Origin of the sequence: Sphingopyxis sp. (assembly GCF_019459305.1) — a bacterium.
Classification (GTDB): Bacteria; Pseudomonadota; Alphaproteobacteria; order Sphingomonadales; family Sphingomonadaceae; genus Sphingopyxis.
Genome location: NZ_JAIBES010000118.1, coordinates 1 through 16,740, shown reverse-complemented (window position 1 = coordinate 16,740; position 16,740 = coordinate 1). Strand labels below are relative to the sequence as shown.

Sequence of the window (16,740 nt, the reverse complement as noted above, 5' to 3'; positions counted from 1 at the left end):
GATCTGATCCGCTATTACACCCGCGAGGCCGGCGTCCGCACGCTGGAGCGCGAGATTGCGCGGCTGGCGCGCAAAGCGCTGCGCCGTATTCTTGAGGGCAAGGCCGAAAGCGTCACCGTCACGTCCGAAAATCTCAACGAGTTTTCAGGCGTGCGTAAATATCGTCACGGCATGGGCGATCTGGAGGACCAGATCGGCGCGGTCACCGGGCTGGCGTGGACCGAGGTCGGCGGCGAATTGCTGACGATCGAAGCGGTCACCGCATCGGGCAAGGGGCAGGTGCGTACCACCGGTAAGCTCGGCGAAGTGATGACCGAGTCGGTGCAGGCGGCGCTGTCGTTCGTAAAGGCGCGCGCGCCCAGCTATGGCATCAAGCCCAGCCTGTTCGCGCGCAAGGACATCCATATCCATCTGCCCGAAGGCGCCGTGCCGAAGGACGGCCCGTCGGCGGGTGTAGGCATGGTGACCGCGATGATTTCGACGCTGACCGGGATTGCGGTGCGCCGCGATGTCGCGATGACCGGCGAAGTTACGCTGCGCGGCCGTGTGCTCGCGATCGGCGGCCTCAAGGAAAAGCTGCTCGCAGCACTGCGCGGCGGTATCACGACGGTGTTGATCCCTGAGGAAAATGAAAAGGATCTGGTCGAAATCCCGGCGAACATCACGACGGGATTGAAGATCATTCCGGTCAGCCATGTCGACGAGGTGCTCGCGGTCGCGTTGGTCAGCCCGATCGTCCCTATCGAGTGGACCGAAGCCGACGAACTGGCCGCGTCGCCGCCGCATGTCCCCGGATCGGACCCTGAGACAACGATTCGCCACTGACCCCGGTTGATTGGCGGCGCATAACCCCGCTTTTCGTCGCAAAATCGTCGTTTTGCGACGGTTTTCGAGCCTTTTTGCTTTGACAACATGGGGCGAAACCGCGTTAGTGGCGCCCCATGGCACGGCCATGAATCATTCAATCAACCAAAAGCAGGGGTTCCTTAGGCATGAACAAACAAGACCTGATCGCCGCCGTCGCTGACTCGAGCGGCCTGACCAAGGGTGACGCGAGCAAAGCCGTCGAAGCCGTTTTCGAAGCGATCACGGGTTCGCTGAAAAAGGGTGGCGAAGTTCGTCTCGTTGGTTTCGGCACCTTCGCCGTCAGCAAGCGCAAGGCATCGACCGGTCGCAACCCGCGCACCGGCGAAACGATGACCATCGCGGCGTCGAACCAGCCTAAGTTCAAGGCCGGCAAGGCCCTCAAGGACGCGGTCAACTGATTGGCCAGCCCTTTGGGTGAGAATATTTCGGGCCGCAGCGCAAGCTGCGGCCTGATTTTCATAGACGCGGTGGTTTCGACGAACGCGTTGATCTCCTCGGTGGTTTCGACGAAATCGCCGTTGCAATCATCGGCGCAGCGGCTATGGACGTCCGGCTTTCGTGCGTCGGCCATTCGGTCGGACCCGGACGGGCGCGTAGCTCAGTGGTAGAGCACACCCTTCACACGGGTGGGGTCGCAGGTTCAATCCCTGCCGCGCCCACCATGGCCCGATCGGACCGTGCGGAAGTGAAACCGCACCTGACCGGACCATTCATCGCCTATTCAATGCCTTTGCATTAGAGAGACGGCCATGATCCGCACTCTGACCTTTTCGCTCATCTCGGCCCTGCTGCTTTCCGCAGCGGCGCCTGCGGCCGCGCGCGGCAATCGCGATCAGGACCATCTGCGCGATGCGGCGGCGCAGGGGCAGATCATCCCGCTCAACCGTCTGATCGCCGAGGTGCGTTCGCGCGCCCCGTATAACGAGATGGAATATCTAGGCGGGCCGCAGTTCGATGCGGGCCGCATGATCTATGCGCTGAAATTCATGGACGGCAGCCAGGTCGTCGTCGTTTTTGTCGATGCCCGCACCGGCCGGATTGTCGGGCGCAAACCGTGATACCCTGAAATCGCTGAGGATCATCGCAACGACATTTTGCGATGATCGTTCGGACTTGATACACAGTCGAAACATGCGGCCGGTGCGACCGGTCAGCAAAGGAAAGGCGTCCGAATGCGGATCTTGATTGTCGAAGACGAACCCACCCTCGGCCCGCAACTGAAGGCGACGCTGGAGAGCGCAGGCTATGCCGTCGATCTTGCGACCGATGGTGAGGATGGCCATTTCCTCGGCTCGACCGAAAATTATGACGCGGCGATCCTCGACCTTGGGCTGCCCGAAATCGACGGGCTGACGGTGCTCGACCGCTGGCGCCGTGAAAAGCGCAACTTCCCGGTGCTGGTGCTCACCGCGCGCGACAGCTGGTCGGACAAAGTCGCGGGCCTAGATGCGGGCGCCGACGATTATCTGGCCAAACCGTTCCAGACCGAAGAGCTGATCGCGCGCCTGCGCGCGCTGATCCGCCGCGCTGCGGGCAATGCGTCGAGCGAGTTGACCGCGGGTCAGGTTCGCCTCGACACGCGCTCGGGCCGCGTCACGCTCGCCGGTGAGGCGGTGAAGCTGACCGCGCAGGAATATAAGCTGCTGTCGTACCTGCTCCACCACAAGGGCAAGGTCGTGTCGCGCACCGAGCTGATCGAGCATATCTACGATCAGGACTTCGATCGCGATTCGAACACGATCGAAGTGTTCGTCACGCGCATCCGCAAAAAACTGGGCGCCGACATCATCACCACGATCCGCGGTCTGGGTTACCAGCTCGACGATCCTCAGGGCTGAACCGTTCGGCCATGGCCGATATGGAACCCAGTGCGACAGGCGTGACAGCCCGTGAACCGGTGGAAAAACCGGTCGCGCTGACCAGCCGCATCACCGGATCGCTGGCGCGACGCATGATCGCAATCGCGGCGCTGTGGATTTCGGTGCTGCTGGTCGGCGGCGGCTTCGCGCTCGACCGGGTGCTGACCGGCGCGATCACGCGCAATTTCGATTCCAGCCTCGAATATGTGTTGATCGCGATGATCCGCTCGTCCGAGATCGGTCCCGATGGCGAAGTGCGGCTGGTCGAACCGCTCGGCGATCAGCGGTTCCTTGAACCCTATAGCGGTCTCTATTGGCAGATCAGCGGCGGGGCGCAGGAACCCTATCGCTCACGCTCGCTGTGGGAACGGTCGCTGAAGGCGCCGACCCCGCATATCGACGACGAAATCCATATTTACGACAGTAATCAGTTCCCCGACGAAGAGCTGCGCGTGCTCGAACGCAATGTCATCCTGCCGGGCAGCAAGGTCAGCTGGCGGTACCAGATTGCGCAGTCGCGCGAGGCGCTCGACACGCAGGTCGGCGCGGTGCGCGCGACGCTGGTCCCCAGTCTGGCGCTACTCGGCCTCGGCCTCCTGATCCTCGCCGCGCTCCAGACCTTCTACGGGCTGTGGCCGCTGCGTCATATCCGGCGCGCGATCGCGGCGATGCGCGGCGGGCAGAACCGGCGCGTCGATGCGCCGCTGCCGCTCGAGGTGCAGCCGATGGTCGACGAGCTCAACGCGCTGCTCGCGCATAACGAGAAACAGGCCGAGGAAGCGCGGCTGCACGCCGGCAATCTCGCGCATGCGCTTAAAACCCCGCTCACCGTGCTGCTCAATAGCGCGACCAGCCAGACGTCGCCGCTCGCCGAAACGGTGCGGCGCGAGGCGGCAACGATGCAGCGGCAGGTCGAGCACCATCTCGCTCGCGCCCGCGCGGTGGGCCGCCGTGGTGCGGCGCAAGCGCGCGCCAATGTCCGCGAAAGCGTCGACAGTGTGACGCGCGCGGTGGCGCTGCTTTATCCCAAGGTGCGGCTCGACGCGGCGGGCGACAAGCAATTGGTCGCGCGGGTCGAACGCCAGGATCTCGACGAACTGGTCGGCAATCTTCTCGAAAACGCCGCCAAATATGGCGGCGGCAGTGTCTTTGTTACGATCCAGCGCGATGGCGCGATGGCCGAGATCCTTGTCGAGGACGACGGGGCAGGGATTTCACCCGCCGACCGCACCCGCATCTTCGACCGCGGCGTCCGGCTCGACAGCGGCAAGCCGGGGACCGGGCTGGGCCTCGCGATTGTGCGCGATGTCGCCGAAATTTACGGTGGCAGCATCGCGCTCGAAGAAAGCGAAGATCTGGGCGGATTGTTGGTGCGACTTCGGCTGCCCGCGGGCTAGACGGCCTGAAAAACACGGCCGTGCGGGGCCGTTTGCATCGGTTCACCGCACAATCCGCCCATATTGTCCGCGCAACCGAACGTCCCGGCTTGCGGGGCGCAGGTACTTGCCAGAAGGGGCGACGGGAACTCGCGGGGGCGGCTCATTGAAGGAGTAGGGTCATGCTTACCGTTTCCAACCGACCAAAAACATTGTTGTTGCTCGCCATGCTGGCTAGCGCCGCGCCCGTCGGCCTTGCCGCACAATCGCAAGAGCCGCCGCAGGAAGCACCCGCCGACGGCGACGTCATGGCGACCGTCTATGGCACGCTGCCGACTCCCGATCAGATGACCAAGGGGCCGCAGGTCGAGGGCATCATCTCGGCGCGCAGCGATGGGCGGATGCGGGTTCGCACCGCCGACGGCAATGACGCGGTCATCGCGATCGCCGACTATACCAAGATCAAGTCGAAGGGCGGCTTTCTGGGCCTGAATAGCGACAAGCTCGCCGCGGATTCGCTGCTCAACGGCCTGCCGGTGACCGTCGAGACCCTGCAATGGGACGGCGGGCTGGTCGCCAGCGAAGTTGATCTCAAGAGCAAGGATCTGCGGACAGCATCGATGATCCGCACCGGCACCGACCAGCGCTTTGCCGAACAGACCGCGGCGACGGAAGCCTTACGAAGCCGCGTTGGCGACATCGATCAATATAACGTCAAAAGCACAATCAACGTGAATTTCGACACTGGCAAGGCGGTGCTGTCATCGCAAGCGAAAGCCGACCTTTGCGCCGCGGCCACCCAGGCTGAAGCGATGGACAACGCCCTGCTGCTGGTCGTCGGCTACACCGATTCCACGGGTAGCGAGGAAATCAATCAGGAACTGAGCGAAAAGCGCGCTGGCCGCGTCGTTAATCATCTCCAGCAGGCCTGCCGCTGGAAACCCTATCGCATGCTGACCCCCACCGGGATGGCCGAAGCCGATCCGGCGGCGGATAATACGACCCCCGAAGGCAAGGCGCAGAACCGCCGTGTGGCGGTGAATATTCTCGTCAGCAAGGGCCTCGACGGCATGTAAACAAACGCGCCGGGGACGGGTCAAACCCGTTCCCGGCTGCGCATCGACAGGTTCAAGCGGCCGTGACCACCAGCCCGCGCTGCACCGCGGGCCGCGCCAACCCGGCGTCGAGCCAGCGCTGCACATGCGCGAAACGGTCGAAGCCGACAATCTCGGCGGCTTCGTAAAAACCGATCAGATTGCGCACCCAGCCGAGCAGCGAAATATCGGCGATGCTGTAATCATCGCCTATCACCCACAACCGATCGGCCAGCCGCGCGTCGAGCACGCCCATCAGTCGCGCCGATTCCGCCGCATATCGATCGCGCGGGCGCTTGTCCGCATAGTCGCGCCCGGCAAATTTATGGAAGAAGCCGAGCTGGCCGAACATCGGTCCGATCCCGCCCATCTGCCACATCACCCACTGGATCGTCTCATAGCGTGTGGCCGGATCAGCCGCGAGCAACTGGCCGCTCTTGTCGGCGAGATAAATCAGGATCGCCCCCGATTCCCATAGCGCGAGCGGCGCGCCGCCGGGACCGTCCGGATCATAGATCGCCGGAATTTTGCCATTCGGATTGAGCGCGAGAAACGCCGGGTCGTGGCTTTCGTTCGCAATGATGTCGATCCGGTGCGCCTCATAGGGCAACCCCGTTTCCTCGAGCATGATCGCCGCTTTGACGCCGTTCGGCGTCGGTGCGGAAAATAGCTGGAGCCGGTCGGGGTGTTGCGCGGGCCAGCAGGCGAAAATGGGATGCGTCGCGCTCACGCGCCCGCCTCGCGCACCTGCTGGTGATGGCGGATCACTTCTTCGATGATGAAGCGCAGGAATTTTTCGCTGAATTCGGGGTCGAGGTCGGCGTCGCGCGCCAGCGACCGCAGCCGTTCGATCTGCCGTTCCTCGCGAGTTGGGTCGGCAGGGGGCAGGCCTTCGCGGGCCTTGAGTTCGCCGACCGCCTTCGTCACCTTGAACCGTTCGGCGAGCATATAGACGAGCGCCGCGTCGATATTGTCGATGCTCTGGCGAAAGCGGCTCAGTTGGTCGTCCATGGGTGCGCGGCTCCTCTTGTGCCCGGCACGCTTGGCACCGCGCGGGGGGCTCATGCAAGCCGAAAGTCGTTGCAAAATCGCGGCCGCACGCCCAAGGCTCGCCGCATCATGACTGCCGAAATCCACCAGCTCCACGGCGAACGGCCCCCCTCGCTCGACCCGATGATGGCGCTTGTCGCCGCCGATATGAACGAGGTCAATTCGGTCATTCTCGACCGCATGCAATCCGAAGTGCCGCTGATCCCCGAACTCGCCGGTCACCTGATTGCGGGCGGCGGAAAACGGATGCGGCCGATGCTGACGCTCGCGTGCGGCAAGTTGCTCGATTATCCGGGGCGTCGCCATTGCAAACTGGCCGCCGCGGTCGAGTTTATCCACACCGCGACGCTCCTCCACGACGATGTCGTCGACAAATCGGACCTCCGCCGCGGGCGCAAGACCGCGAACCTGATCTGGGGCAACAGCGCGTCGGTGCTGGTCGGAGATTTCCTGTTCAGCCGCGCGTTCGAGGTGATGGTCGAGGACGGGTCGCTGAAAGTGCTCAAGATCCTGTCGCGCGCATCGGCGGTGATTGCCGAGGGCGAGGTAAACCAGTTGTCGGCGCAGCGGCGTATTGAGACGAGCGAAGACCAGTATCTCGCGATCATCAACGCCAAGACCGCCGAGCTGTTCGCCGCGGCATGCAAGATCGCCGCGGTCGTCGCTGAACGCGACGAGGCGACCGAAGCCGCGCTCGACGCCTATGGCCGTAACCTCGGCATCGCGTTCCAGCTGGTTGACGATGCGATCGACTATGTCTCGGACGCCGAAACGATGGGCAAGGGGGTCGGCGACGATTTCCGCGACGGCAAGGTAACGCTGCCCGTCATCCTCGCCTATGCGCGCGGCAGCGCCGAGGAACGCGATTTCTGGAAGCTAGCGATCACCGGCCACCGCACCGCGGACGAAGACCTGCTGCACGCCACCAGCCTGCTCCACAAGCATGCTACGATCGAAGACACGCTGGCACGCGCGCGGCATTATGGCCAGCGCGCCGTCGATGCGATCGGCGGCTTTCGTGCCAGCCAGGCCAAAGCGGCGCTGACCGAAGCGGTCGCTTTCGCCATCGCGCGGGCTTATTGAGCCGCGTGTGATGGCAATGGGCATGGGTCCGGTTGCGGAAACACCCAACGCCTATGTCGCCGCCTTATCCGGCTGGCAGCTGGATCGTTGCCGGATGATGCGCGCGGCCATCATGGCGGCCGCTCCCTTCGACGAAACGATCAAATGGACGAACCTCGTCTTCATGGCGAACGGCCCGTGCAGCCTGATCCGCGCCGAGGAGCAGCGCGTCCTGCTCGGCTTCTGGCGGGGAAAGCGGCTACGCGACCTTGAGCCGCGGATCAAGGTGAGCGGAAAATATGAACTCGGCAATCTGGTGTCGACCGAAGCGACCGAAGTCACCGCGGAGCAAGTCGCCCGGCTCGCCGCCAAGACCCATCGCCTCAACGTCGAACTCGGCAATCCGGCGGCGCGCGCCTGATGCAGTCGCTGCCGATCGATCCGGTGCTGCCCGACATCATGGCGGCGCTTGTGTTGAAACCCAATGCCGTCGTCGTGGCGCCGCCGGGCGCGGGCAAGACGACGCGCGTCGCGCCCGCATTGCTGGCCCAGCCGTGGTGCAGCGGCACCGTCTGGCTGCTCTCGCCCCGCCGCCTGGCGGCGCGCGCTGCGGCCGAGCGGATTGCCGACGAGATGGGCGAGCCGGTCGGCGGCAAGGTCGGCTATGCGACGCGGCTCGACAGCAAACATTCGGCAGCGACGCGTCTGCTGGTGATGACCCCGGGGCTGTTCCGCAACCGCATCCTCGCCGATCCCGAACTCACCGGCGTGTCGGCGGTGCTGTTCGACGAGGTCCACGAACGCAGCCTCGACGGCGACTTTGCGCTCGCGCTGGCGATCGATGCGCAGCAGGGGCTGCGCGACGATCTGCGGCTGATCGCGATGTCGGCGACGCTCGACGGCGCGCGCTTTGGAGCGCTGCTCGGCAATGCGCCGGTTGTGCGCAGCGAGGGCAAGATTTTCCCGCTCGAGCTACGCCATATCGGTCGCCGCCCCGAGGACCGGCTGGAGGCCAGTGTGCTGGGCGCGGTGCGGCAGGCAATGGCCGATGCGGGCGAAGGCGACATGCTGTGCTTCCTGCCCGGCGCCGCCGACATCGAACGCGCCGCGGCGGCGGTCGAGGCATCGGGGTTGCCGCTCGTCGTCCACCGGCTGCACGGCCAGATCGATCCGGCGTTACAGCGCAAGGCGCTCGTCCGCGATCCTGATGGCGGGCGCAAGTTGATCCTCGCGACGAGCATTGCCGAAACCAGCCTGACCATCGACGGGGTGCGGATCGTCATCGATGCCGGGCTGTCGCGCCGGCCGCGGTTCGACAAGGCGGCGGGCATCGCGCGGTTGGTCACCGAGCGCGCCAGCCAGGCTTCGGCGACCCAGCGCGCCGGGCGCGCGGCGCGCCAAGGGCCAGGGGTTGCATACCGCCTGTGGGAAGCTGCCGCGACCGCGGGGATGCCACTCTTCGATCCGCCCGAAATCCACGAGAATGACTTGATGCCCGTCGTGCTCGACTGCGCCAGCTGGGGCATTATCGATCCGCGCCAGTTGGGCTGGCTCGACCCGCCGTCATCCGCCGCGATCGCTGACGCCAAAACGCGCTTGCAGGCGATCGGTGCGCTGGCCGACGACGGCCGCATCACCGCGCACGGCAAGGCGCTCGCCGCGATCCCGCTGCCGGTGCCGCTCGCGCATATGCTGCTCGACGCGGCGCGCACGGGGGAGGGCGAGTTGGCCGGACGGCTCGCGGTGCTGCTCACCGAACCGGGGCTCGGCGGGCGCGGCGTCGATGTCGAGGCGCGGCTCGGGCGCTGGCGCGGGCAGCGGGGCGACCGCAGCGAAGGCGCGGTCCGACTGGCACGGCGGCTGGCGAGCATCGGTGACAAGCTGGCGTCAGGGACCGATGAGGTCGGAGCGCGCTCGATCGGCGGCAGGATTGCGACCGCCTGGCCCGATCGCGTGGCGCGCCAGCGGGCGGGGCAGCGCGGCGAATATCTCAGCGTCGGCGGCCGCGCCTATCGCATCGACCCGGTCGAACCGCTCGCGGGCAGCGAATGGCTCGCGATCGCCGACGCGCAGGGGCATGCCGCCGGGGTCCGCATCCTCGCCGCCGCACCGATCGAGCAGGCCGAGGTCGAGGCGATCTTCGCCGACCGCATCGTCGCGCACGCCGCGAGCAGCTATGACGCCGCCAGCGACCGCGTCGATCACCGCCGCGAACGACGGCTCGGCGCGATCGCGCTGACCAGCGGGCAGGCGGGGCGCAGCGACAATGTCGAGGAGGACATCGCGTTGCGGCTCGCGGCGGTGCGCGACAAAGGGCTCGGCCTGATTGCATGGGGGGCAGCGGCGCAGGCCCTGCGCCAGCGGGCGAGCTTTGCCGGCATCGATACGCTGTCGACCGGTGCGCTCGCCGACAGCCTCGACATTTGGTTGCCACCGCTGCTCGCGGGATGCCGCGGTCTGCGTGACATTGGCGACCGCAGGCTGACCGATGCGCTGATGGGGTTGCTCGACTGGTCGGCGCAGCAGTTGCTCGAAAAACATGCGCCTGCCGATTATCTCACCCCGGTCGGGAGCCGCCATCCGATCGACTATGGCGCCGACGGCGGGCCGACGGTCAGCGTGCGGGTGCAGGAATTGTTCGGGCTGGCGCGCCACCCCATGATCGGCGATCCGCCGGTGCCGCTGGTGCTCGCGCTGACCTCGCCCGCGCATCGGCCGATTCAGACGACGCGTGATCTCGTCAGCTTCTGGGGCGGCAGCTGGCACGATTTGGCGCGCGAGATGCGTGGCCGTTACCCCAAGCACAGCTGGCCCGACGACCCCGCCAACGCCCGCCCGACCTTGATGACCAAGGCGGCGCAGGCGCGGCGCGACGGGGCTTAAGGTTGACCCTTTTCGCGAGGCCGCCAAGCCGCTAAGGCACGGGCAGCCCAACCAACGCAGGACAGTCCCAATGAAAGCGCGCATCTTCCAGAAACCCAAAAATGCGATGCAGTCGGGGCGCGCCGGAACGCAGCGCTGGATGCTGGAATTCGCCCCCGCCGAAGCGCGCAAGCCCGACCCGTTGATGGGATGGGCGGGCAGCGGCGATACGCAGCGGCAGATCCGGCTCGGCTTTGCCAGTCAGGTCGAAGCGGTGGCTTATGCGGAGCGCAACGGGATCGATGCCGAGGTGGTTGCACCGCCGGTGCGAACGTTGAAGATTCAGGCTTATGCGGATAATTTCCGGTAAATACTCAAGATTATTTCGTCATTGCGAGCGAAGCGAAGCAATCCAGAGCGGTTTATGCATGCGCTGGATTGCCGCGTCGCTGCGCTCCTCGCAATGACGAGGGGGTTTATTCGCTGTCCGGCTGCAACAGCTTGTGCAGATGAACGACGACATATTTCATTTCGGCATCGTCGACGGTGCGCTGCGCCGCGGCGCGCCACGCTTTTTCCGCCGACTTATAGTCGGGAAACAGCCCGACGACGTCGAGGTTGTGGAGGTCGACAAAGTCGGTTCCCTGCGGATCGCTGACGCGTCCACCGAACACGAGATGCAATTTGCTCATGGCTGCTGTCCTTGCGGGTCGGGGAGAAGGCGCGGCCCCTAACAGCGTGGCGCCGCTACGGCAAGCCGGTCAATCGTCGTTGCGGCCCTTCGGTAGCAACGACCCGAGCAACGCACCGATTGCCACCGCCCCGGCGACCAGCGCCATCGGCTGCTTTTCGGCCACGTCCTTGAGCTTGCTGTTCGCGCGCTTGGCCTGGACCTTGCCCTTTTCATACGCTTCGCCAGCGGCTTCGCGGGCGACGCCTGCCTGTTCGCTGGCTTTGTGCGCCAAATCTTCGGTGGCGGCGCGCGCGCGGCCATAGCCGTCCTGGATCCGCGCCTTCGCCGCTTCGGCGGTCAGCCGCGCGTTTTCGGCAGTTTTCTCGGCAAGTTCACTCGCTTTGGCGCGCGCATCGCTGGCGGTTTCACTGAACGGCTTCATCGTCATTCTCCACTGGTTCGATCGTTTCGCCGTCATCGGCATATATTTCGTCGGCTGGCTCGTCGGCGGGGTGCAGGCGATCGGTGATCGCGTTCGCCATATCCTGAATCTTGCGCGTCAGCCGCGGCGCATGCTCCTTGATCGGTTCGCGCAGCAGCCATGCGACGCCCGCGACCGCAGCGAGGGCGATCGGCAGGCGGTTGTTGCGAAACTCGCGGCGCACAGCATGCGCCGCGTCATCAACTTTGGCATTGAGTCGATATTTGCCGCGATCGACGAGCGCCCCGGGCTTCAACTCCGCCTTGGCGACGTCGAGCCGCCGGTGCAGTTCGGCGCGCTGGAGCATCGAGCGGCGCGCTGCGGCGATCAGGCGGTTACGCGTCCGCGCCATCGTCGATCCCCTCATTGGTCAGGTCGCGCCGTAGCGCGGTGCGGATGTCGCCATAATGGCTGTGCGCGCGCCACGCCGCGATTGCTGCAATCACCAGTAGCGCCGAAACGACAACCAAGGTCGCCAGCAGCGGCCCAATCTGCGGCGAGAGCGCCAGGATCGCACCGAAGGCCAGCGCCAGCAGCGCAACCCCCGCCGCCGTCGCCGCCACCCCGCCCCAGATCGCCGCGCGGCTGGCACCGTGCAGCGCCAGCTCACCGCGGGCTTCGATCAGCGCAAACTCCGCCCGTGCGGTCGCCGAAAGATTGTCGACGACATCGCCGACAATCTGTTCGAGCGGCACCGGCGACGGCGCGACCGGGGGCCCGTCGGGCGCATAGCCGTGACTTATGCCGTCAAAGCTGCGCTCGTCGGACATGGGCGGGAGGGTCGGATCTGAGGATGGCAAGAACTTGTCAATCGTTCGAGCCGCCCTTGAGCATGCGGGCGAGCACGAAACCGATCACGGTGGCGGCGCCGACCGCGATCGCCGGGTTCTTCTTGACCATATCCTTGGTCGAAGCGGCGAGCTCGTCGAGATCCTTTTTGTCGAGCGTCGAGGCGAGGCCCGCGACGGTCGCTGCGGCCGAGCGGGCGTAATCGCCATATTGCTTGCCGAATTTGGTATCGACGGTGCCGGCGCTGTCTTCCAGCATCTTGGCGAGGTTGCCGACCGCGTCGGCGGCCTTACCCTTGCCCTTGGTCGCGGCGTCGCGTGCCTTGGCCGATGCCTGGTTGGCGAGCGTCGTCGCTTCACCCTTCAGCGAGGCGGCCTTTTTCGTCGCTTCCGACTTGATGGTGTCGCGCGTCGCAACCAGCTGGTCGCGGATCGGATGATCCTTGGCGGCTTTCACCGTCGCGGGCTTGCGCGCGGGCGCAGCCTTGGTGGCGCCAGCCTTTGCGGGTGCCTTGGGGCGCGGGGCGGCGGTTTTGGTCGGCGCGGGAGTAGCGGGCTTAGCCATGGCGTTGTCCTCTTCTTCTTGTGTCGGGCGCCGCATTGGCGAACATCCCTTTGGTCCTGCCTGAATATATAGCAAGAGCGGCCCATTGGTTCCATAGGCCAGCAAAATTCCTATCCATTATTGCGATTCCCGCGCCGCGCCGATAACAGGCGGGCGCCTTTCCAAACCGGCCGATCGCTGGCCGCCAGCAGGACACCAACCATGACCGCCATCATCGACATCCATGGCCGCGAAATCCTCGACAGCCGCGGCAACCCCACCGTCGAAGTCGATGTGCTGCTCGAAGACGGCAGCTTTGGCCGCGCCGCGGTGCCCTCGGGCGCCTCGACCGGCGCGCATGAAGCGGTCGAGCTGCGCGACGGCGACAAGAGTCGTTATCTCGGCAAGGGCGTGATCAAGGCGGTCGCCGCGGTCAATGGCGACATCGCCGACGCGCTGATCGGCCTCGATGCCGAGGACCAGCGCGAACTCGACATGGCGATGATCGACCTCGACGGCACCGCTAACAAGAGCCGCCTCGGCGCGAACGCGATCCTCGGCGTCAGCCTCGCCGCCGCCAAGGCCGCCGCCGACGCGCGCGGCCTGCCGCTCTATCGTTATGTCGGCGGCGTGTCGGCGCGCACCTTGCCGGTGCCGATGATGAACATCATCAACGGCGGCGAGCATGCCGACAATCCGATCGACGTGCAGGAATTCATGATCATGCCTGTCGGCGCCGGCAGCATCGCCGAAGCGGTGCGCTGGGGCAGCGAGATTTTCCACACGCTGAAGAAAGGCCTGTCGGCAAAGGGTCTTGCCACCGCGGTCGGCGACGAAGGCGGCTTCGCCCCGAACCTCGCCTCGACGCGCGCCGCGCTCGACTTCATCGCCGCCTCAGTCGATCAGGCGGGTTTCAAGCTCGGCACCGACGTCGTGCTCGCACTCGATTGCGCCGCGACCGAATTCTTCAAGAACGGCAAATATGAAATCAGCGGTGAAGAGCTGTCGCTCAGCCCCGAGCAGATGGCCGAATATCTCGCCGCGCTGGTCAACGACTACCCGATCAAGTCGATCGAGGACGGGATGAGCGAAGATGATTTTGTGGGCTGGAAGGCGCTGACCGATCTCGTCGGCGACAAGTGCCAGCTCGTCGGCGACGATCTGTTCGTGACCAACCCGCTGCGCCTGGAGCAGGGGATCAAGGACGGCCTCGCGAACTCGCTGCTCGTCAAGGTCAACCAGATCGGTACGCTGTCCGAAACGCTCGACGCCGTCGATATGGCGCACCGCGCGCGCTACACGGCGGTGATGTCGCACCGTTCGGGCGAGACCGAGGATTCGACGATCGCCGACCTCGCGGTCGCGACCAACTGCGGACAGATCAAAACCGGCAGCCTCGCACGCTCGGACCGGCTGGCGAAGTACAACCAGCTGATCCGCATCGAGGAAGAGCTGGGCGACATGGCGCGTTATCCGGGGGCTGCGATTTTCGGGTAGAGTGCCTCTCCGGCCTTCGTCATCGCGGAATTGATCCGGGATTCATTGCTGCGCTTGACTGAATGGACCCCGGACCAAGTCCGGGGTCACAAAGTATGGGAATCTCGCCTCTCACTCCCCCTTCAAATATTTGTCGAACCACCCGATCGTCCGGCGCAGCGAGTCCAGCTGGTTCTCGCGCTTCTGGAAGCCATGGCCTTCGCCGGGGTAATAGATTGTCTCGACGACATTGCCTTTGGCCTTGAGGATGTCGTGCACCTCCTGCGCCTGCCCGCGCGGAACGCGGATGTCGTTTTCGCCCTGGATGGTCAGCAGTGGTGCCTTCGCGGCCTTTATATAGGTCAGCGGCGACGAGGCGTCGTAAACCGCACCGTCGGCCTCGGGCGTGCCGAGCAGGGTGCGCTGATAGGCTTTGAGCAGTTCGTCCTGGTCGCGGTACATGGTGCGCCAGTTGATGATGCCGAACCATTGCACCGCCGCGGCGAATTCGTCGGGGGTGCGGCCGATCGCCATCAACGTCATGAAGCCGCCGTAGGAGCCGCCGAAGATGCCGACCTTTTTCGCGTCGACATAGCCCGACCGGACGAGGAAATCCTTCGCCGCGACGGTGTCCTTCAAATCGCCGCCGCCGAGGTCCTTGAAATTCGCTTCCTGGAAGGTCTTGCCATAGCCGGTCGATCCGCGGAAATTGGGCTGGATCACGACATAGCCGCGCGTCGCGAAGGCGGTGGCGTAGCGCGAGAAGCCGTCTTGCGCCTGACCCGTCGGGCCGCCGTGCGGGATGACGATCGCAGGGGCGCTGCCGTCGCGCTTCAGATTGAACGGCGTGGTGACGATCGCGCTGATCGGCGTGCCGTCGAAGCTCTTGTAGGTTACCACCTGCGATTTGGGCAGCATCTTCGGGGTCAAGCTGGCCATCGCCAGCGGCACGACGGGGACGGCCTTGTTGGTGGCAAGGTCATAGGCATAAAGCATCGTCGGTGAGTCCGCGCCGCTGCGCGTGACGAACATCTTGCTGCCGTCGGGCGAAATCGCGAAGAGCCCGGGGATCGACGCGCGGCCCGGATCGAGCGCGAGTTCGGTCCTGGCCATCGTCGCAAGGTCGACGCGCGACAGCGTCGAGCGGCCGTCGTTGTTGGTGCGCACGAACATTGCTTTGCCGTCGGGGGTGACGATGTCGCTCGTCTCCTCCCACGGGGTTTTCGCCAGCCACTGCCATTTTTTGGTCGCGACAGTGTAGGCGCCGGCGTGCGGCTGGCCGGTGCCTTCGTCGGTGGTCACCGCGAGCACCGCCCCGTCGCGGGTGGCGCCACTCGCGGCATAGATGGTCTTGGGCTTACCGAGCAGCATCGTCGCGGTGCCGCTGGCGACGTCGACCTTCCATATTTCGCTAGCCGAGCTGTCGACCAGGCTGCGGTTGGCGATGATCGCCTTGCCGCCGTCGATCCAAGCGACCGGCGACCAGCCGTAGGCAGGGTCCTTTTCAGCGGTCAGATTGCGGACCTTGCCGCCCGCGTCCATCACCGCGAGATTATTCTGTCCTTCGCTCTTGAGCTTGGTCGACAGTGCGACGAGGCTGCCCGTCGGTCCCACGAGCAGTCCGTTTTCGCTGCGCTCGGGCGTGTTCGTCAGATTCTCTGGCGATCCGCCCGCCGTGGGCACGCGATAGACGTCATAATATTCGTTCCCGCCGGCATCCTGTGTGAAATAAAGCCACTGACCGTCCTGCGCCGTGGCCAGCCCTGATTGTGCTTCGTCAGACAGCGTCAGCTGAACCGGCCAGCTGCCGCCCGCGTCCATGCGCCAGATGTTGGCGCGACCGGTGAGGTCGGTGGCGATGAAGATGCTCTTGCCGTCGGCGCTCCACACCGCGTCGTAGAGTGAGCGGGTGACCCCGATGTCGTCGAGCGGCACCGGACGGGCGTCGGGATTAACGGGCGAGACAATCGTTTTCGGGTCGGTGATCGGGCGTTCGGGCGTCGCGATCTGTGCGGCAAGCGGCGAAGTCGTGACGAGCAACATGGCGGTGATGAACAGTCGCATGATTTTTCCCCTGAACGATGGTCCGCAAGACTGTGGCAGAGCAAAATCGGATCGGCCATACCCTTTGGGTGGTAAAGTGAGGTGTCGGCGCTTGACGGCATGAATCAACTCTGATTCAAGGGCGGGAATGACGCAACGCCACAAACTCCGCAAATCGATGAATCGGGCTGTCGGCCCCGCGGTCGCGGTGATCGCGGTGTTGGCGATGATCGGTTATATCATTCTTGGTCCGACCGGGCTGTATGCCTGGGGCGATTATAGCCAGTCGGTCGAGAAGAAGCGCGTCGTGCTGTCCAAACTGGCGAAGAAAGAGAGCGAGCTTGAGAACCGCGTCAACTTGCTCGACCGGCGGCGCGTGGATCCCGATCTGGCCGAGGAATATGTGCGCGAAAAGCTGGGCGCCTATCACCCCGATGAGGTGATCATTCCGATGGAGCCCGAGGCGAAATAATTCCCGATTGCGTCATTGCGAGCGCAGCGGGGCAATCCAGAGCCCCCGGTAGCCCCTCTGGATTTCTTAGCGGCGCTAGCAATGTCGGGTGGT

General features: G+C 65.0%; 20 protein-coding genes and 1 tRNA gene. 13 read left to right on the top strand and 8 right to left on the bottom strand.

Going from position 1 to position 16,740, the window contains the following annotated elements; all coding sequences use genetic code 11:
- The 7 genes from K0M74_RS13880 to K0M74_RS13850 form a co-directional block, all read left to right on the top strand.
- Nucleotides 1-825 (top strand): S16 family serine protease (locus K0M74_RS13880; RefSeq protein ID WP_293973508.1); only part of this gene is annotated, 825 nt, incomplete at its 5' end.
- Nucleotides 826-992: 167 nt separating this feature from the next.
- The gene (locus K0M74_RS13875) at nt 993-1,265 is read left to right on the top strand and encodes an HU family DNA-binding protein (RefSeq protein WP_088441614.1); all 273 of its coding nucleotides are present in this window, start codon (nt 993-995) and stop codon (nt 1,263-1,265) included.
- Nucleotides 1,266-1,454: 189 nt separating this feature from the next.
- Nucleotides 1,455-1,529: transfer RNA gene (locus K0M74_RS13870), tRNA-Val, on the top strand.
- A gap of 87 nt (nt 1,530-1,616) precedes the next feature.
- Nucleotides 1,617-1,925 carry a hypothetical protein gene (locus tag K0M74_RS13865; protein WP_293973505.1) on the top strand — a complete coding sequence of 103 codons (309 nt, stop codon included), beginning with the start codon at nt 1,617-1,619 and terminating at the stop codon, nt 1,923-1,925.
- 114 nt (nt 1,926-2,039) lie between these two features.
- Nucleotides 2,040-2,705: a response regulator transcription factor gene (locus K0M74_RS13860; protein ID WP_293973502.1), complete on the top strand. Its 666-nt coding sequence runs from the start codon at nt 2,040-2,042 to the stop codon at nt 2,703-2,705.
- Between the two features lie 113 nt (nt 2,706-2,818).
- Nucleotides 2,819-4,123 carry a HAMP domain-containing sensor histidine kinase gene (locus K0M74_RS13855; RefSeq protein ID WP_293973511.1) on the top strand — a complete coding sequence of 435 codons (1,305 nt, stop codon included), beginning with the start codon at nt 2,819-2,821 and terminating at the stop codon, nt 4,121-4,123.
- Between the two features lie 161 nt (nt 4,124-4,284).
- On the top strand, nt 4,285-5,178 hold the full coding sequence (locus K0M74_RS13850) for an OmpA family protein (protein ID WP_293973499.1): 894 nt from the start codon (nt 4,285-4,287) through the stop codon (nt 5,176-5,178).
- A gap of 52 nt (nt 5,179-5,230) precedes the next feature.
- Here K0M74_RS13850 and K0M74_RS13845 read toward each other — a convergent pair whose 3' ends face one another.
- Both K0M74_RS13845 and K0M74_RS13840 read right to left on the bottom strand, forming a co-directional pair.
- The gene (locus K0M74_RS13845) at nt 5,231-5,926 is read right to left on the bottom strand and encodes a glutathione S-transferase N-terminal domain-containing protein (RefSeq protein ID WP_293973496.1); all 696 of its coding nucleotides are present in this window, start codon (nt 5,924-5,926) and stop codon (nt 5,231-5,233) included.
- The gene (locus K0M74_RS13840) at nt 5,923-6,207 is read right to left on the bottom strand and encodes a chorismate mutase (RefSeq protein WP_293973493.1); all 285 of its coding nucleotides are present in this window, start codon (nt 6,205-6,207) and stop codon (nt 5,923-5,925) included. Before K0M74_RS13840 ends, K0M74_RS13845 begins: the two co-directional genes overlap by 4 nt.
- 108 nt (nt 6,208-6,315) lie before the next feature.
- On the opposite strand from K0M74_RS13840, the gene K0M74_RS13835 reads away from it, so the two are divergent.
- From K0M74_RS13835 to K0M74_RS13820, 4 genes are all read left to right on the top strand, one after another.
- On the top strand, nt 6,316-7,329 hold the full coding sequence (locus K0M74_RS13835; protein WP_293973490.1) for a polyprenyl synthetase family protein: 1,014 nt from the start codon (nt 6,316-6,318) through the stop codon (nt 7,327-7,329).
- Between the two features lie 10 nt (nt 7,330-7,339).
- Nucleotides 7,340-7,729, top strand: coding sequence for a DUF1801 domain-containing protein (locus K0M74_RS13830; RefSeq protein WP_293973487.1), 390 nt, complete (start codon nt 7,340-7,342; stop codon nt 7,727-7,729).
- On the top strand, nt 7,729-10,191 hold the full coding sequence (gene hrpB, locus K0M74_RS13825) for an ATP-dependent helicase HrpB (RefSeq protein WP_293973485.1): 2,463 nt from the start codon (nt 7,729-7,731) through the stop codon (nt 10,189-10,191). Before K0M74_RS13830 ends, hrpB begins: the two co-directional genes overlap by 1 nt.
- Nucleotides 10,192-10,261: 70 nt before the next feature.
- Nucleotides 10,262-10,540, top strand: a complete 279-nt coding sequence (locus tag K0M74_RS13820; protein ID WP_293973482.1) for an ETC complex I subunit — start codon at nt 10,262-10,264, stop codon at nt 10,538-10,540.
- A 106-nt stretch (nt 10,541-10,646) separates the two neighbouring features.
- Here K0M74_RS13820 and K0M74_RS13815 read toward each other — a convergent pair whose 3' ends face one another.
- The 5 genes from K0M74_RS13815 to K0M74_RS13795 all read right to left on the bottom strand — a co-directional run bounded on the left by K0M74_RS13815 (nt 10,647) and on the right by K0M74_RS13795 (nt 12,677).
- On the bottom strand, nt 10,647-10,862 hold the full coding sequence (locus K0M74_RS13815) for a DUF4170 domain-containing protein (RefSeq protein WP_137753697.1): 216 nt from the start codon (nt 10,860-10,862) through the stop codon (nt 10,647-10,649).
- 69 nt (nt 10,863-10,931) lie between these two features.
- Nucleotides 10,932-11,285 carry a hypothetical protein gene (locus tag K0M74_RS13810; RefSeq protein WP_293973480.1) on the bottom strand — a complete coding sequence of 118 codons (354 nt, stop codon included), beginning with the start codon at nt 11,283-11,285 and terminating at the stop codon, nt 10,932-10,934.
- Nucleotides 11,269-11,676, bottom strand: a complete 408-nt coding sequence (locus K0M74_RS13805) for a hypothetical protein (protein ID WP_293973477.1) — start codon at nt 11,674-11,676, stop codon at nt 11,269-11,271. Before K0M74_RS13805 ends, K0M74_RS13810 begins: the two co-directional genes overlap by 17 nt.
- On the bottom strand, nt 11,660-12,094 hold the full coding sequence (locus tag K0M74_RS13800) for a phage holin family protein (RefSeq protein ID WP_293973474.1): 435 nt from the start codon (nt 12,092-12,094) through the stop codon (nt 11,660-11,662). Before K0M74_RS13800 ends, K0M74_RS13805 begins: the two co-directional genes overlap by 17 nt.
- A gap of 37 nt (nt 12,095-12,131) precedes the next feature.
- Nucleotides 12,132-12,677, bottom strand: coding sequence for a hypothetical protein (locus K0M74_RS13795; RefSeq protein ID WP_293973471.1), 546 nt, complete (start codon nt 12,675-12,677; stop codon nt 12,132-12,134).
- A 201-nt stretch (nt 12,678-12,878) separates the two neighbouring features.
- Between K0M74_RS13795 and eno the strand changes: the two genes are divergently transcribed.
- Nucleotides 12,879-14,153 (top strand): phosphopyruvate hydratase, encoded by a 1,275-nt coding sequence (gene eno, locus K0M74_RS13790; RefSeq protein ID WP_293973468.1) that lies wholly within the window; start codon nt 12,879-12,881, stop codon nt 14,151-14,153.
- 111 nt (nt 14,154-14,264) lie between these two features.
- Here eno and K0M74_RS13785 read toward each other — a convergent pair whose 3' ends face one another.
- On the bottom strand, nt 14,265-16,196 hold the full coding sequence (locus tag K0M74_RS13785; RefSeq protein WP_293973465.1) for a S9 family peptidase: 1,932 nt from the start codon (nt 16,194-16,196) through the stop codon (nt 14,265-14,267).
- A gap of 127 nt (nt 16,197-16,323) precedes the next feature.
- Between K0M74_RS13785 and K0M74_RS13780 the strand changes: the two genes are divergently transcribed.
- A complete protein-coding gene (locus tag K0M74_RS13780) occupies nt 16,324-16,647 on the top strand; it encodes a septum formation initiator family protein (protein WP_293973462.1) in 324 nt (107 codons plus the stop codon).
- The last annotated feature ends 93 nt before the right edge of the window (nt 16,648-16,740 follow it).

Coding starts and splice junctions, on each gene's coding strand:
- K0M74_RS13875 (WP_088441614.1), top strand. CDS start 993: ATGAACAAACAAGACCTGATCGCCGCCGTCGCTGACTCGAGCGGCCTG.
- K0M74_RS13865 (WP_293973505.1), top strand. CDS start 1,617: ATGATCCGCACTCTGACCTTTTCGCTCATCTCGGCCCTGCTGCTTTCC.
- K0M74_RS13860 (WP_293973502.1), top strand. CDS start 2,040: ATGCGGATCTTGATTGTCGAAGACGAACCCACCCTCGGCCCGCAACTG.
- K0M74_RS13855 (WP_293973511.1), top strand. CDS start 2,819: ATGATCGCAATCGCGGCGCTGTGGATTTCGGTGCTGCTGGTCGGCGGC.
- K0M74_RS13850 (WP_293973499.1), top strand. CDS start 4,285: ATGCTTACCGTTTCCAACCGACCAAAAACATTGTTGTTGCTCGCCATG.
- K0M74_RS13840 (WP_293973493.1), bottom strand. CDS start 6,207: ATGGACGACCAACTGAGCCGCTTTCGCCAGAGCATCGACAATATCGAC.
- K0M74_RS13835 (WP_293973490.1), top strand. CDS start 6,316: ATGACTGCCGAAATCCACCAGCTCCACGGCGAACGGCCCCCCTCGCTC.
- K0M74_RS13830 (WP_293973487.1), top strand. CDS start 7,340: ATGGCAATGGGCATGGGTCCGGTTGCGGAAACACCCAACGCCTATGTC.
- hrpB (WP_293973485.1), top strand. CDS start 7,729: ATGCAGTCGCTGCCGATCGATCCGGTGCTGCCCGACATCATGGCGGCG.
- K0M74_RS13820 (WP_293973482.1), top strand. CDS start 10,262: ATGAAAGCGCGCATCTTCCAGAAACCCAAAAATGCGATGCAGTCGGGG.
- K0M74_RS13815 (WP_137753697.1), bottom strand. CDS start 10,862: ATGAGCAAATTGCATCTCGTGTTCGGTGGACGCGTCAGCGATCCGCAG.
- K0M74_RS13810 (WP_293973480.1), bottom strand. CDS start 11,285: ATGAAGCCGTTCAGTGAAACCGCCAGCGATGCGCGCGCCAAAGCGAGT.
- K0M74_RS13805 (WP_293973477.1), bottom strand. CDS start 11,676: ATGGCGCGGACGCGTAACCGCCTGATCGCCGCAGCGCGCCGCTCGATG.
- K0M74_RS13800 (WP_293973474.1), bottom strand. CDS start 12,094: ATGTCCGACGAGCGCAGCTTTGACGGCATAAGTCACGGCTATGCGCCC.
- K0M74_RS13795 (WP_293973471.1), bottom strand. CDS start 12,677: ATGGCTAAGCCCGCTACTCCCGCGCCGACCAAAACCGCCGCCCCGCGC.
- eno (WP_293973468.1), top strand. CDS start 12,879: ATGACCGCCATCATCGACATCCATGGCCGCGAAATCCTCGACAGCCGC.
- K0M74_RS13785 (WP_293973465.1), bottom strand. CDS start 16,196: ATGCGACTGTTCATCACCGCCATGTTGCTCGTCACGACTTCGCCGCTT.
- K0M74_RS13780 (WP_293973462.1), top strand. CDS start 16,324: ATGACGCAACGCCACAAACTCCGCAAATCGATGAATCGGGCTGTCGGC.